11 protein-coding genes are annotated in these 14,668 nt (G+C 68.9%); 4 read left to right on the top strand and 7 right to left on the bottom strand.

Features of this window, described 5'->3' with window-relative positions:
- Nucleotides 1–4: 4 nt before the first annotated feature.
- Genes IB268_RS14300 through IB268_RS14280 form a run of 5 tightly spaced genes read right to left on the bottom strand, consistent with a single transcriptional unit; the run spans nucleotide 5 to nucleotide 7,629 of the window.
- Nucleotides 5–1,936 carry an acyl-CoA synthetase gene (locus tag IB268_RS14300; RefSeq protein WP_119451402.1) on the bottom strand — a complete coding sequence of 644 codons (1,932 nt, stop codon included), beginning with the start codon at nucleotides 1,934–1,936 and terminating at the stop codon, nucleotides 5–7.
- Nucleotides 1,937–1,952: 16 nt separating this feature from the next.
- Nucleotides 1,953–3,086, bottom strand: a complete 1,134-nt coding sequence (locus IB268_RS14295; RefSeq protein WP_192354416.1) for an acyl-CoA dehydrogenase family protein — start codon at nucleotides 3,084–3,086, stop codon at nucleotides 1,953–1,955.
- A 9-nt stretch (nucleotides 3,087–3,095) separates the two neighbouring features.
- A complete protein-coding gene (locus tag IB268_RS14290) occupies nucleotides 3,096–4,292 on the bottom strand; it encodes an acyl-CoA dehydrogenase family protein (protein WP_192354415.1) in 1,197 nt (398 codons plus the stop codon).
- Nucleotides 4,293–4,301: 9 nt separating this feature from the next.
- Complete coding sequence (locus IB268_RS14285; protein WP_054456404.1) at nucleotides 4,302–5,483, bottom strand: acetyl-CoA C-acyltransferase; 1,182 nt, start codon at nucleotides 5,481–5,483, stop codon at nucleotides 4,302–4,304.
- Between the two features lie 25 nt (nucleotides 5,484–5,508).
- Nucleotides 5,509–7,629, bottom strand: coding sequence for a 3-hydroxyacyl-CoA dehydrogenase NAD-binding domain-containing protein (locus IB268_RS14280; protein WP_192354414.1), 2,121 nt, complete (start codon nucleotides 7,627–7,629; stop codon nucleotides 5,509–5,511).
- Between the two features lie 199 nt (nucleotides 7,630–7,828).
- Here IB268_RS14280 and IB268_RS14275 point away from each other — a divergent pair, with 199 nt between their 5' ends.
- The 4 genes from IB268_RS14275 (at nucleotide 7,829) to sodC (ending at nucleotide 12,697) form a co-directional block, all read left to right on the top strand.
- Nucleotides 7,829–8,758: a LysR family transcriptional regulator gene (locus tag IB268_RS14275; protein ID WP_192354413.1), complete on the top strand. Its 930-nt coding sequence runs from the start codon at nucleotides 7,829–7,831 to the stop codon at nucleotides 8,756–8,758.
- 136 nt (nucleotides 8,759–8,894) lie between these two features.
- Nucleotides 8,895–10,283 (top strand): GntP family permease, encoded by a 1,389-nt coding sequence (locus IB268_RS14270; RefSeq protein ID WP_054456407.1) that lies wholly within the window; start codon nucleotides 8,895–8,897, stop codon nucleotides 10,281–10,283.
- Nucleotides 10,284–10,335: 52 nt separating this feature from the next.
- Complete coding sequence (locus tag IB268_RS14265; protein WP_082401160.1) at nucleotides 10,336–11,655, top strand: DUF445 domain-containing protein; 1,320 nt, start codon at nucleotides 10,336–10,338, stop codon at nucleotides 11,653–11,655.
- Nucleotides 11,656–12,172: 517 nt separating this feature from the next.
- Nucleotides 12,173–12,697 (top strand): superoxide dismutase family protein, encoded by a 525-nt coding sequence (sodC, locus tag IB268_RS14260; protein WP_054456408.1) that lies wholly within the window; start codon nucleotides 12,173–12,175, stop codon nucleotides 12,695–12,697.
- A gap of 12 nt (nucleotides 12,698–12,709) precedes the next feature.
- Here sodC and IB268_RS14255 read toward each other — a convergent pair whose 3' ends face one another.
- Nucleotides 12,710–13,333, bottom strand: coding sequence for a glutathione S-transferase family protein (locus IB268_RS14255; protein ID WP_054456409.1), 624 nt, complete (start codon nucleotides 13,331–13,333; stop codon nucleotides 12,710–12,712).
- A gap of 94 nt (nucleotides 13,334–13,427) precedes the next feature.
- Nucleotides 13,428–14,648 (bottom strand): MFS transporter, encoded by a 1,221-nt coding sequence (locus IB268_RS14250; RefSeq protein WP_192354412.1) that lies wholly within the window; start codon nucleotides 14,646–14,648, stop codon nucleotides 13,428–13,430.
- Between the last annotated feature and the right edge of the window lie 20 nt (nucleotides 14,649–14,668).

Genomic DNA, 14,668 nt, shown 5'->3' with positions numbered 1-14,668 from the left:
CTGCTCAGTCGCGCAGGGCGACCTTGACCGGTAAGCGGGCCAGCGCGTCGCGCAGGCTGGCCTTTAGCGCTGCGGACGCGCGGGCGTCGGCCTGGACTGCGACCTCGGGTTGAGCGTCGGCCTGTACGCGGAACAGCGCGCCGTCGTCGATCAGGCCGGCTTCCTGCAAGGTGCGCGCCACCACGGCCTGGGCCGATACCGCGGTGGCCAGGCGGCGCAGGTCGGGCTTGTAGATCTTGCCCACGTTGGTCATGGGCATGCTGTCCAGCACGATGACGCGCTTGGGCCGCGCCGGGCTTTCGTCCACGTGTTCGGCGGCGTAGGCCAGCAGTTCGGCTTCCGGGACCTGGGCGCCTTCGGCCAGCGTGACAAAGGCGATGGGCAGTTCGCCGGCATAGGCGTCGGGGGCGCCGACGGCGGCGCAGAGCTGCACCGACGGGTGCGAGGCGAGTGCGTCCTCGATGGTCTTGGGATCGATGTTGTGGCCGCTGCGGATGATCAGGTCCTTGGCGCGGCCCTGCAGATGCAGCCGGCCGTCCGGGTCCAGGTAGCCGACGTCGCCGCTGATGAGCCAGCCGTCCTCGGTGAAAGCGCGCGCCGTGTCTTCGGAATCAAGAAAGCCGGGGATGACGTTGGGCGCCTTGAACAGCACCATGCCGGGCTTGCCGGCGGGCAGGTCGCGCGCGGGCGCGCCGGCCGGCACGTCCAGGCCGACGATGCGCACCTGCACGTAGGGCAGCGGAAAGCCGACGCAGCCGACCGGAAACTCGCAGCCTGGCGGCGAGATGGTGGAGATGCCCGCCATCTCCGTCATGCCCAGGCTTTCGTTGACGTGCAGTCCGAACAGCCGTTTGAAGCGAGCGGCCAGCTCGGCGGGCAGGGGCGCGGCGCCGGTGCGGCAATAGCGCAACGACGAGATGTCGGCGCCGGCCAGCGGCACTTCGGCCAACGCGGCGAGGATGGTCGGCACGCCTTGCAGCGAGGTGGCGCGGTGGTGTTCGACCAGGCGCCAGTAGTTGCGCAGCACGTCGCGGTTGCGCAGCAGCAGGGTGGTGGGGATGACGGTTTCCACGCCCGCCGACAGGGCGGCCAGCGATGCCGGCAACACGCCCGCCACATGGAACAGCGGATAGCCGTTGATGACCACGTCGTCCGGTCCGGCGTTCTGCAATTGCACCGCGGCCCAGGCGCTGAAGACCTGGTTTGCGTGGGTGTGGATGGCGAGCTTGGGCGCGCCGGTGGTACCGCCGGTATGGAAATAGGCGGCCACGTCGCCGGCGTGGATTTCCCGGTTGCTGACCAGGCGGTCGACCGGCTGCACGGCGCGCGCGGCGTTGAAGTCCAGCGCATGATCCGGCAGCGCCGGGCGGGCCGAGGGCGGCTCGTCCAACGGGGCCACGCGCAGCAGCGTGTGCAACGTGGGCACGCGTTCGCGCAGGCGCAGCGCCTTGGACCAGGAGCCGCATTCCACGTCGGACCCGTAGGCGATCAGTACCTTGGCGCGCGCCGTGGTCATGAGGGAGGCGAGCTTGTCCTCGGCCAGCAGGGGATTCAAGGGCTGGACGATGCCAGCGGCCTCGCCGCCCCAGAGCGCCAGGTGGTACTCCAGGCAGCCGGGCAGCAGGATGCCGACGGCGTCGCCCGGGCCCACGCCCAGTTCATGCAGCAGGTTGGCGGTCTGGTGGATGCCGGCCAACAGTTCGCGGTAGCTCCAGCGCACCGGCGTGTCGCCGGGATCGGCGCTGCGCAGAAAGGTCAGCGCTGTCTTGTCGCCGAAAGCCGCGGCCGAGTTGCGGAAGATCTCGTAGGTGCTCTGCACCGTGAGCGTCTCGGTCAGCGGCCGGGCTTGCAGCCGCTGCACGTCCGCCGCGCTGCGCACGGGGAATGGGGCCGCAAAAGGCGGCGAGAGGGGCGGGGCGGCATGGACCTGGGTCATGGGCGTGGTCCTCCGCTCAGGCCTGCCCCAGCGCGATGTAGCGCCGCAGGTGATGGTCTTCGTCGCCCAGTTGGTGGTCGATCATGACCAGGCGCTTGGCATAGTGCGCCAGGGGCAGCTCCCAGGTCATGCCGATGCCGCCGTGCAGCTGGATGCTCTCTTCAGCCACCAGGGTGCCGATGCGGCCGATGGTGTACTTGGCGGCGGACAGCGCGCGCTCGCGGGTGGCGCGGTCCGGGTGGTCCAGCGCGGCCGCGGCGTTGATCACGGACGAACGCGCCTGTTCGATCTCCAGCAGCACGTCGGCCATGCGGTGTTGCAGCGCCTGGAAGCTGCCGATGGGAGCGCCGAACTGGCGGCGCGTGCGCAGGTATTCCAGAGTGGCGTCGCGAGCGCAGTCCATGGCGCCGACGGCTTCGGCGCACAGCGCCAGGATGCCGCGCCCGGCGGCGCGTTCCAGCAGCGGGTAGCCTGCGCCGGCCTCGCCCAGCAAGGCTTCTGGCGCAAGCTGCACGCCGTCGAGCACCAATTCGGCCGCGCGGCCGCCATCGATCAGGCCATAGCCGCGCAGCGTCAGGCCGGGCGTGCCGGCGCTGACCAGGAACAGGCTGATGCCGGCCTCGTCGTCCGGCCCGCCCGCGCTGCGGGCCGGGATCAGGAACAGGTCGGCGTGCTCGCCCGCCGCGACCACGGCCTTGGCGCCGTTGAGCACCCAGCCGTCTGCGTTGCGTTCGGCGCGGGTCTCGACGCGCGCCAGTTCATAGCCGGAGCCGGGTTCGGCGTGGGCCAGCGAGGCCGTGATGCTGCCCGCGATCAGGCCTTCAAGGGCCTCGCGCTGGGCCGGCGTGCCGGCTTCGGCGATGGCGCTGCCGACCATGAGCGCGTCCAGCAGCGGTTCGACGGCCAGGCCGCGGCCCAGCGCTTCGAACACGACGGAAATGTCGAAGCCGGTTCCGCCCAGTCCGCCGTCTGCTTCGGCAAACAGGGCGCCGATGGCGCCGAGTTCGGCATAGCGCTGCCACAGCTCCAGGCTGTAGCCCCGCTCCGAGCGGGCATTGCGGTCGCGCGTGGCGAAGTCGCTCTGTTCGGCGACAAAGCGGCGCAGCATGTCGGAGAGCATGCGCCGGTCTTCGGTGTGTTCAAAATTCATGGCCGGCCCTTACAGTCCGAGGATCATCTTGGAGATGATGTTCTTCTGGATTTCATTGGAGCCGCCGAAGATCGACAGCTTGCGGTTGTTGAAGTACTGCGCGGCGGCGCTCTCGGCGCCGTGGGGGCCGATGGGCGGTGCGTCATAGCCGTCGTGCAGCGCTTCGGGCACGAAGGGGCGGGCATAGGGGCCCATGGCGCGGCGGTTCAGCGCGCTGATCTCCTGGCGGATCTGGGTGCCGCGGATCTTCAGCATGGAGCTTTCGGCGCCGGGCGCGCCGCCGCCAGCCACCGCCGCGACCACGCGCAGGTTGGTGGTGCGCATGTTGGCCAGCTCGATCTCGACGCGCGCCAGCCGCGCGGCGAAGTCCGGGTCTTCCGATAGCGGACGTCCGTGCTTGCGTAGTCTTGCGGCTACCGTTTTCAGGCGTTCCAGCGCTGCCGTGGATTGTCCAACGCCGGCGATGTTGGTGCGTTCGTAGGTCAGCAGGTACTTGGCGCAGGTCCAGCCGCGGTTCTCCTCGCCCACCAGGTTGGCCGCAGGCACCCGCACGTCGGAGAAGAACACCTCATTGACTTCGTGTTCGCCGTCCAGCGTGATGATGGGGCGCACTTCCACGCCGGGGCTCGCCATGTCGATCAGCAGGAAGCTGATGCCTTCCTGGCGTCGGCCTTCCTGTGACGTGCGCACCAGGCAGAAGATCATGTTGGCGTACTGGCCCAGCGTGGTCCAGGTCTTCTGGCCGTTGACGACGTAACTGTCGCCGTCGCGCACGGCGGTGGTCTTGACCGAGGCCAGGTCCGAGCCCGCGCCGGGTTCGGAATAGCCCTGGCACCACCAGTCGGAACCGTCCAGGATGCGCGGCAGCCAGTGGCGCCGCTGCGCCTCGGTGCCGTACTTGATCAGCACCGGGCCCAGCATGCTCAGGCCAAAGGGAACGATGCGCGGCGCGCCGGCCAGCGCGCATTCGTTTTCGAAGATGTACTTCTGCACGGCGCTCCAGCCGGTGCCGCCGTATTCCATCGGCCAGTGGCTGGCGAGCCAGCCTTGCTGGTTGAGGATGGCGTGCCACTCGACCATGTCGGCGCGCGTCAGCAGCTTGCCCTGCGCGACCTTGGCGGACAGGCGCTCGGGCAGGCGGCTGGCGAGAAAGGCCCGCACTTCGTCGCGAAAGGCGTTTTCTTCGGGGGTGAATTCCAGGTCCATGGGGGATCCTCAGTAGATTTCAAACAGGCCGGCCGCACCCATGCCGCCGCCCACGCACATGGTGACGACGGCATAGCGGGCGCCGCGGCGGCGGCCTTCGATCAGCACGTGGCCGGCCAGACGGGCGCCGGTGACGCCGAAGGGGTGGCCCAGGGCGATGGCGCCGCCGTCCACGTTCAGGCGGTCCATCGGAATGCCCAGCTTTTGCTGGCAATACAGGGCTTGCGAGGCAAATGCCTCGTTCAGTTCCCAGAGGTCGATGTCCTGCACCTTGAGGCCGTGGCGCGCCAGCAGCTTGGGCACGGCGTAGACCGGGCCTATGCCCATCTCGTCGGGTTCGCAGCCGGCGATCGCCAGGCCGCGGAACGCGCCCAGCGGCGTGATGCCGGCGCGCTGGGCTTCAGCGGCTTCCATCAGCACGCAGGCGGCGGCGCCGTCCGACAACTGCGAGGCATTGCCTGCCGTGACGAACTGGCCGGCGCCGCGCACGGGGGCCAGCGAGGCCAGGGCGTCGTAGGTGGTGCCGGGGCGGTTGCAGGTGTCGCGGTCCACGGTCACTTCGCGCTCGCTGACGGCGCCGGTGGCGCGGTCGGTGACGGACATGGTCGTGGTGACCGGAACGATCTCTTCCAGATACCGTCCCGCGGCTTGCGCGGCTTCAGTGCGCGCCTGGCTTTGCGCGGCGAAATGGTCCTGGGCTTCACGGCTGATTCCGTAGCGGGCCGCGACGATGTCGGCGGTTTCGATCATGGGCAGGTAGAGCTCGGGCTTGTTTGCCACGATCCACGGATCCATGCCGCTCACGCCGTCGTCGCGGGTGCGGATCTGCGACACGAGTTCCACGCCGCCCGCGATCATCGCGGGTGCGCCGTCCATGACGATGCGGCTGGCGGCCGAGGCGATGGCCTGCAGGCCGGAGGCGCAATAGCGGTTGACGGTAGCGCCGCCCACGCCGACCGGCAGGCCGGCGCGGATCACGGCCTGGCGGCCGATATTGCGACCCGTGGCGCCTTCCGGATAGCCGCAACCGATGAACGCGTCTTCGATCAGGGCCGGGTCCATGCCGGCCCGGTCGACGGCGGCGCGCACGGCGTGCGCGGCCAGCGTGGGGCCGGCGATGAGGTTGAATTCGCCGCGCCCCGCCTTGGTGATGGGGGTGCGGGCGGTGGAGACGATGACGGCTTCGCGCATGGCGTGTTCCTGTAAAGTGTCCGGGTCAGCCGGCCTGGTTCAGGCTGGCGAAATTGCGGCCGGATTCGGCCAGCTGCACGAGCAACGGCGAAGGTTTCCAGAAGGCGGGGTCTTCCTGCGCATAGCCGCGGATATCGGCCAGCACGCGGTCCAGTCCCACGCTGTCGGCGTAGTGCATGGGGCCGCCGCGATAACGCGGAAAGCCGTAGCCCGACAGGAACACCACGTCGATGTCGGACGGGCGCTGCGCGATGCCTTGGTGCAGCACGTTGGCCGCTTCGTTGATCATGGCGGCCAGGTAGCGGCGCTGGATGTCTTCTTGCGTGTAGGCGCGCGGCGTGACGCCCGCGCGCGCGCGTTCGGCATCGATGATGGCGAGGACTTCGGGGTCTTGTTCGCCTTGGCGCGCGCCGTCGGGATACAGGTAGAAGCCGCGGCCCGTCTTCTGGCCGAACCAGCCCCGTTCGCACAGCCGGTCGGGAATCTGCACGTAGCGCAGCGCAGGGTCGCGGGTGGGCGCGCGGCGCTTGCGTGTGGCCCAGCCGATGTCGCCGCCGGCCAGGTCCGCCATCTGGTAGGGACCCATGGGATAACCGAAGTCGCGCACGGCGGCGTCGATCTCGTAGGGCGACGCGCCGTCTTCCATCATCATGTCCGCCGCCTGGCGGTGCGCGGCCAGGATGCGGTTGCCGATGAAGCCATCGCACACGCCCGCGCGCACCGGGATCTTGCGCAGGCGCCGCGCCAGTTCGAAGCCGGTGGCCACGGTGTCGGGCGCGGTGTGCTCGCCCACCACGACTTCCAGCAGCTTCATGATGTTGGCCGGCGAAAAGAAGTGCAGGCCCAGTACGTCGGCGGGCCCGCGCGTGGCGGCGGCGATGAGGTTGACGTCCAGGTACGAGGTATTGGTGGCCAGCACCGCGCCGGGCTTGGCGACGCGGTCCAACTGCGCGAACACGGCTTGCTTGACCGCCATGTCTTCGAACACGGCTTCGATGATGAGATCGGCGTCGTCCAGCGCCTCGTAGCGGGTCGAGCCGGTGTAGCGCGCCATGCGGGCGTCGCGCTCGTCGGCGCTGATCCGGCCTTTCTTGACCAGCAGCTCGTAGACCTGCGCGACGCGGCCACGCCCGCGTTCCAGCGCGGCATCGTCCTGCTCGACCATGGTCACGGGAAAGCCGGCGTCCAGCGCCGAGACGGCGATGCCCGCGCCCATGGTGCCGCCGCCGACGATGCCGATACGCTCCAGGCGCCGCGGCCGGGCCGCTTGCTGGCCCGGCATCTTGGCCGTGTCGCGTTCAGCGAAGAAGGCATGCACCAGGCCCGCCCGCTGCGGGCTGTCCAGGCATTGCAGGAACAGCGCGCGTTCGGTGCGCAGGCCATCCTCGAAAGGCTGCTCGATGGCGGCGCGTACGGCTTCGACGATCTTGCCGGGGGAATACAGCCCACGGGTGGTGCGGGCAACGCGTTCGGCCGCTGCCTCGACCTGGGCCAGCGCGGCGGTCCGGTCGGCGAGCGCGTCGGCGTCGCGGGTGCGGCGCGGACCCGCGCCGATCGCCAGCAATTGCCGGGTGTAGGCCAGGCCCGCGTCCAGCGGATCGGTCTCGCTGGAGAGCGCGTCCACCAATCCGGCTTCCAGGGCGGCGCCGGCAGAGAGGTGCTTGCCGGTCAGCATCAAATCCAGCGCGGCCTGCGCGCCCATGAGGCGCGGCGCGCGCTGGGTGCCGCCGGCGCCGGGCAGCAGGCCCAGGTTCACTTCGGGCAGGCCCAGCTTGGCGCCCGCGAGCGCGACGCGGTAGTGCGCCGCCAGCGCCACTTCCAATCCGCCGCCCAGCGCCGCGCCGTGCAGCGCGGCAATCACCAGCTTGGCGCTGGCTTCGATCTGGTTGCAGACGTCGGGCAGGATGGGCGCCTGCGGCGGCTTGCCGAATTCGCGGATGTCGGCGCCCGCGATGAAGTTCTTGCCCGCGCCCATCAGCAGGATGGCGCGGACCTGCGGATCGGCCTGGGCGTCGCGCACGGCCGCGGCCAGATCGCCGCGCACGGCGGCGCTCAGGGCATTGACGGGGGGATGGTCGATGGTGACGACAAGAATGTCGTCATAGCGGCGCGCGTTGGCCGCGCCGGTGCTTGCGCTGTCTGTCATGGACAGTGTCTCCGATGAGGCCTGCCGCCGGAGCGCCGCTGGGGGCGAGGGCTAGGGCCGGGCGGACCAGGAACGGCCCGTCTTTTATGGCCTCATTCTTTCGCAGTAAAGAAGTCTTGACAATGGCATCGATAATTGACATTGAAGTCAAAAAAATTTGACAATGTGGAGGTGACTTGCTGCGGCGTGGAGGCCCGGAATGGACACCAAATCCCTGACGTTGCTGGTGGAAATCCTGGACGCGGGCAACCTCAGCGAGGCCGCGCGCCGCCTGAAGATGACGCGCGCTAACGTCAGCTACCACTTGAATCAGCTGGAACGCTCGGTAGGCATGCAGCTGGTGCGGCGCACAACGAGGCATGTGGAGCCGACAGAAATCGGACTGAAGCTGTATCACCACGGCCGCAGCATCCAGGACGAACTCGCCGCGGCGCGTGAATCCGTCGAGACCCTGGGCAAGACGCCGCAGGGCAAGGTCAGGCTGAGCGTACCCAGCGGCTACGGGCAGTTCGTGATGACGCCCTGGCTGCTGGAATTCAAGCGGACCTATCCGGATATCGTGCTGGACGTGTTGTTCGAGAACAGCGTGGATGACCTGCTGCGCGACGAGGTCGATATCGCGGTGCGCATCATGTCCGAGCCGCCGCAGAACCTGGTGGCGCGCGAGCTGGGCCAGGTCCGCTACGTGGCCTGCGCCTCGCGGGACTATGCCGCCGCCCGGGGCCTGCCGCAGCATCCGGAAGAGCTGTCGCGCACGCCCATCATCAGCGCGGCGGTCATCGGCCGGCCTTTGCGGCTTTCGGCCTACTACGGCGGCCAGCCGCGGCAGCACGTGGTGATGGAGCCGACGGTGATCTCGCGCAACTACGCGTTCCTGCGCGATGCAATCCTGGCCGGGCTGGGCGTGGGCGTGGTGCCGGACTACGTGGTGCACGACGACATTGCGCGCGGCGAACTGGTGGCCGCGTTGCCGCAATGGCGGCTCAGCATCTTCGGGCGCGGCATGTACATGCTGTACATGCCCAATCGCCACCACCCGCGGGCGATCTCGATGATCATCGAATTCATCCTGGAGCGCGCCCAGGCTGCGCACGAAGGCAGGCCGGGGTTGCTGGAGGCGGTGGGGTAGCGGGCCCGGCCCGCTTGGGTGTAGAGGGCCGGGCGGCGTGGTTTTCCTGACTGGGCGTTCAGCTTGGCAGGCATAAAATTCCTGTTCTTTACGGCAAACGGCCGCAGGGCCGCGCCCATTTTTTCCAGGCCCGTCCATGTCCTCTTCCGACGTCCAATTGCTTCTTACCGCGCTGGCTAGCGTGCTGGTGCTGGTTGCGCTGATCGTTTCGCGCATCCGCATGCATCCGCTGCTGGCGCTATTGATCGTCTCCATCGGCGTGGGGTTCGCCACCGGCATGGAGCCCGTGGCCATCGTCAAGAACCTGAGCAATGGCGCCGGCAAGACGCTGGGCGCGGTGGGCGTGGTGATCGCGCTGGGGGCGATGCTGGGCAAGATCCTGGCCGACTCGGGCACGACCGAACGCCTGGCCAATGCCATCCTCAGCCATACCTCGCCGCGCATGATTCCCTGGGCCATGACCCTGGTGGCCTTCGTCATCGGCATACCGATGTTCTTCGAGGTCGGCCTGGTGGTGATGCTGCCGCTGATCTTCAGCGTGGCGCGCAAGCTGGAAAGCCAGCAGCGATTCAAGGGCTCGGCCTACGTGTACGTGGGCGTGCCGGTGATCTCGGCGTTGGCGGCGATGCACGGCATGGTGCCGCCGCATCCGGGTCCGCTGACCGCCATCGCCACGCTCAAGACCACGGTGGGGCCGACCATGATCTACGGCTTCATCGCGGCGCTGCCGGCCATGGTCTTCGGCGGCCCCTTGTACGGCGCTTTCATTTCGCCGCGCATGACGACGCGTCCGGACGAGGCGCTGCTGGAACAGTTCACCACCACCCGCCAGGAGGCTGCCGGCCGCAATGCGCCCAGCGTAGGCCTGGGGGTGCTGGCGGCCTTGCTGCCCGCCTTGCTGATGCTGGTGCACGCGGGCGCGGAGATGCTGCTGCCCAAGGACTCGCGCGCCATGCACGTGGCGGCGTTCCTGGGCGACCCGATGGTCGCGATGCTGCTGGGCGTGCTGTTCGCCGCCTTCACCCTGGTGCTGATGCGCGGCGGCGACGCGGAAAAGCTGCGCGACGCCATGGGCAAGAGCCTCAAGCCCATCGCCGGCATCATGCTCATCATCGCGGGCGGCGGCGCGTTCCAGCAGGTGCTGACCAGCGCCAAGGTGGGCGATGCCATCGTGCAGCTGACCCATCAGTTTTCCTTGCCGCCGCTGGTGCTGGGCTGGCTGATCGCCATGCTGCTGTCGGTGTCCACCGGATCGGCCACGGTCGGTATCGTGGGCGCGGCGGGCCTGCTGGCGCCGCTGGCGGGCGCCGATCCCAGCCTGAACCTGCCGCTCCTGGCGCTGGCCATCGGCTGCGGCTCGCTGTTCTTCAACTACGCCAATCACGCAGGGTTCTGGATGGTGAAGGAGTCCTTCGGCATGACCATGGGCGAAGCGACCAAGACGATTTCGGTGGTGCAGTCCATCGTGTCGGTGGTCGGGCTCATCATGGTGCTGCTGTTCAACATGCTGCCGCCGCTGGGCTGACGCCGCTGCGGGCCGTAATTGTTATGCTGGGTCTGTCGTTTCCGGAGACCCCATGACAGAGATGCCCCGTTCCGCCGCCACGCATTCCGCGCTGGCTTCCGAAGCGCGCCGCACGCAGTTGCGGCGCATGAAGATCGCCGCGCTGGCGCTGTTGGTGGCGATGGTCTGCGGTTTCATCACCAGTCACGTCATGGGCGGGCAGGGCGCCTGGGCCTGGGTGCGGGCGTTCTGCGAGGCGGCCACGGTGGGCGCGCTGGCCGACTGGTTCGCGGTGGTGGCGCTGTTCCGCCGGCCGATGGGGCTGCCGATTCCGCATACGGCCATCATTCCCAGCAACAAGGACCGCATCGGGGACAACCTGGCGGTGTTCGTGCGCGACCATTTCCTGGATCCGGACACGCTGATGGAGAAGCTGCGGGTGTTCGATCCCGCGGCGCGCCTGGCGCGCTGGCTGGGGCGCCCGCGGCAGGCGCGGGCCTTGAGCGAGGGGGCGCGCAATGTGGCCTTGCAGACGCTGGACCTGCTGGACGACCGGGCGGTGCGCGGGGTGATCCAGGAGTTCGTGGTGAAGAACCTGCGGCGCTGGGACGCGGCGGATACGGCGGGCGAGGTGCTGGGCTTGTTGACGCGTGACGGGCGGCATCAGGAGCTGCTGGACGCGGCGCTGGAGCGGCTGGGCGGCTATCTGGGCGATGAGGACGTGAAGGCGCGGGCCTCGAGCCTGCTGGTGAAGTTCGCGAAGAAGGAATGGCCGCGCATCATTGCGGCGGTGGACGTGGTGAAGTCGGTGGACGGAATTGCCGACAATCTGGCGGACCGGCTGGCGCGGGCGCTGGTGGAGGAACTGCGGGACGTGCTGTCCGAGCCTGGGCATCCGGTGCGGCGGGATTATGAAGCCTGGGTGCAGGATTACATCCGGCGGCTGAAGGATGATCCGGCCTTGTCGGCGCAGGTGGAGGCGCTGAAGCAGCGGGCGATCGATCATCCGAAGGTGCAGGAGTACGTGCAGGGGCTGTGGGACGATATCCATGCAGCGCTGAGGCGCGATCTGTCATCGGAGGATTCGGCGCTGGCGCGGCATCTGGAGAGCGCATTGCTGGCCTTGGGGCGCAAGCTGGGGGAGGATCCGGGGTTGCGGGAGGCGATCAACAATCACGTGCTGGGCGGGGCGCGGAGGTTGACGGGGCGCTTGCGTAGCGGGGTCACGGAGCACATTTCCCGCACGGTGAAGAATTGGGATGAACGGCATCTGGTGGATGAGCTGGAACTTAGCGTGGGGAAGGATCTGCAGTACATACGGTTCAATGGCACCTTGGTGGGCGGGTTGATAGGGGTGGCGCTGCATGCTGTGGTGTTGCTGGTTCGAGGGTGATGCGGTTGCCCGGGATTTGACTGCTGTTTCCTGCGCTTCGTAGGCCGCCCGTCGGCGCGGGCGCCTGGGTGGCGAGCGCCCACGATTGCGGTCCGGAGCCTTCGCTCCGGACTGCCCCGTCGTCATCTTCGTCCAGGCCTGCGGCCTTCCCTTCAGATTCCCTCGGGCGCATCGAGGTTGCTCGCCACCCAGGCGCCCGCGCCGACGGGCTACGTGCGTACAGATTTGATGCGCCGCTAGAGCGGGGTTCGGTTTCGAGTCTTGCGATGCCCGTCAATTGCGGCCGCCCGGGCGGCCGCAATTGACGTACGTTGGGCGTGTCGTCGGGGGTTTGCGCGCTCGCGCGAATGTGGCGGGATGGCTCTTTTTTTGCAAGATCTGCGTTTGTATCAGGAACGAAGATTGCTGGCAGACGGCCTGACCCAAATGCTATTGTTTTTTCCGGCATGGCCGGCACGGGCCGTCCATGCACCACCGGGCGTCCGCGGGCTGCGGGCGCGTATCTTGGAGGCACCCCATGAAGAAAATCTCGATGCTGGTCGCGGCGCTTGCGTTCGCAGGCGCGTCTGGCGCGGCGCTGGCGGAAGACGTGTCGATGTCGTTCCTGAGCGTGGACGGCGTGGGCAAGAGCGCTGGCACGATCACGCTCAAGGACACCAAAGGCGGGCTGCAGCTTACGCCGCATCTGAAGGGCCTGCCGCCTGGCGAGCACGGCTTCCATGTGCATGAGAAGGGTTCGTGCGAGCCTGGCATGGTGAACAACCAGATGGCGGCTGGCGGCGCGGCGGGCGGGCATTTCGATCCCAAGGGCACCAAGGCGCACAAGGGGCCGATGGCGACTGACGGGCATCAGGGCGATCTGCCGTTCATCGTGGTCGCTGCCGACGGCACGGCGACGAAGGCGGTGGTGGCGCCGCATCTGAAGCTGGCCGATGTGAAGGGCCGCGCGGTGATGGTGCACGTGGGCGGCGACAACTACAGCGATACGCCGGCGCCGCTGGGCGGCGGGGGCGGCCGGCTGGTTTGCGGGGTGGTGAAGTAGCCGCTTGGGCGGTCAGGCCGTGCCGTTGCGGCCGTACAGACGGTAGCCTGCGCGTTCGGCGAGGCGGTCGTAGTACGCGGCGACGGCCGGCAATCGCGGCTTGTCGAAGGGCGTGCTGAACCAGCGGTTCACCGACAGGCCGACCGGTATGTCGGCCAGCGAGAACGCGGGGCCGGCGACGTAGCCGCCGGCCTGTTCCAGGCGCCGGTCCAGTATCGCCATGAAGCTCGCCCATTCGCGGCAGGACGCTTCGATCGCGGCGCGGTCGCGGTGGGCGGGAGATTCGCGCACCAGGGCCATGAAGGCGTAGCTCCAGGAACGATTCAGGTCGGTGGCCTGCCAGTCCATCCATTGGTCGACGCGGGCGCGCAGCCTGGGTTCGGCGGGGTACAGGTCCAGCCCGCCGTATTGCGCGGCCAGGTAGCGGATGATGCTGTTGGACTCCCACAGCACGAAGTCGCCGTCCTGGATGACGGGCACCATCGCGTTCGGATTCAGCGCCAGGAAGGCGGGCTCGCTGGTGGGTTGGAACCCGGAGCCCCAATCTTCACGCTCGAAAGGCAGGTCCAGTTCGGCGCAGGCCCAGAGCACCTTGCGCACGTTGATGGATGAGGCTTTACCCAGGATCTTCAGCATCTTGCCGCCGCCGTGTTGACTGACCGGGGCAGTCTAGCGGGCGGCGGCGGGCGCGCACAGATACAGATTGCCGGTTTTGCGTGCGCAACAGCGTTCAATAGGCGCCGGCTTCGGGCTGGGTGCGCAGGCGCAGCACCGGCGAGGTATACAGCACCACGAATTGCACGGCAAAGCCGGCGGTCGATACCCACAGGCAGGCTTCGACGCCGGCGCGGGCGGCAAGCGCGGCGCCGATCAGCGCGCCGACCGGGCGGGCGCCGAAGGTGGCGGTCAGGATGACGGCGGACACGCGGCCCAGCAGGGCGTTGGGGGTGATTGCCTGGCGCAGCGTGGTGGTGGTGATGGTCCAGAGGATGGGACCCGCACCGAACAGGAAGAAGCCCGCTGCCGCCCACGCGCCGGACGGAAACGCCAGCGTGGAGAGCAGGATGGCGCTTGCGATCAGCGCGGCCAGAGGGCCGGCGGCGATCATGCCGCCGAAGCTCAGCCGCTGTGCGAGCCAGGGCGCGAGCAAGGCGCCGGCCACCATGCCGCCGCCATACACGCCCAGCGTCAGGCCGACGGCCGTGGCCGACAGGCCCAGCCGTTCGATGGCGTAGGCCACGTAGATGGCCTGCAGCACGAACCAGGCGGTATTGAAGAATACGGCGGTCACCAGCACCGGGCGCAGCAGCGGATGCGTGAGGACGAACGCCGCGCCCTCGCGCAGTTCCTCCAGCACGCGGCGGCGCGGCGCTGGGCCGGGAGTGTCGTGGGGCAGGCCGGCCAGCAGCAGGGCCGCCAGCAGCGACAGCACGGTGGCCAGCACATACGCCGAGGGCGCGCCCATCCACCCGACCAGCGCGCCGCCGGCGGCTGGCCCTGCGGAAAAAGCGGTACTGCGGGCCAGTTCCAGCCAGCGGTTGGCGCTGGCAAGTCCGGCGGGCGGGACCAGCCGCGGCACCAGCGCCGGCGCGGCCACGTTGTAGGCGACCGTGCCCACCGGGCCCAGGAAACCCAGCGCGGCCAGCCAGCCCAGATTAAGTCCGCCCGTGGCCAGCAGCGCCAGCAGGCCCAGCAGGCTGGCGGCGCGCACGCATTCGGCGGCGGTCATCAGGGCGCGCCGTGACATCCGGTCGGCCAGCACGCCGGCGGGCAGGGACAGCAGCAGGAAGGGCAGGGTCTGGGCCGTCTGCAGATAGCCCGTCTCGGCAGCGCTGGCGCCCAGCGCCAGCACCGCGACCAGCGGGGCGGCCGCAAGCGCCATCTGTTCGGAGAATTGGGCGGCCAGGTTGGAGGCGGCCAGGCGGCGGAACGCTGAGGGCAGGGCGGGCATGGGGCGCGGACGGCGGAAAC

The sequence above is a fragment of the Achromobacter sp. ACM01 genome, from assembly GCF_014851745.1.
Taxonomy (GTDB): domain Bacteria; phylum Pseudomonadota; class Gammaproteobacteria; order Burkholderiales; family Burkholderiaceae_B; genus Achromobacter; species Achromobacter aegrifaciens.
The sequence above is the reverse complement of the archived record's forward strand: the minus strand, read 5'-3'. Positions and strand labels throughout refer to the sequence as shown.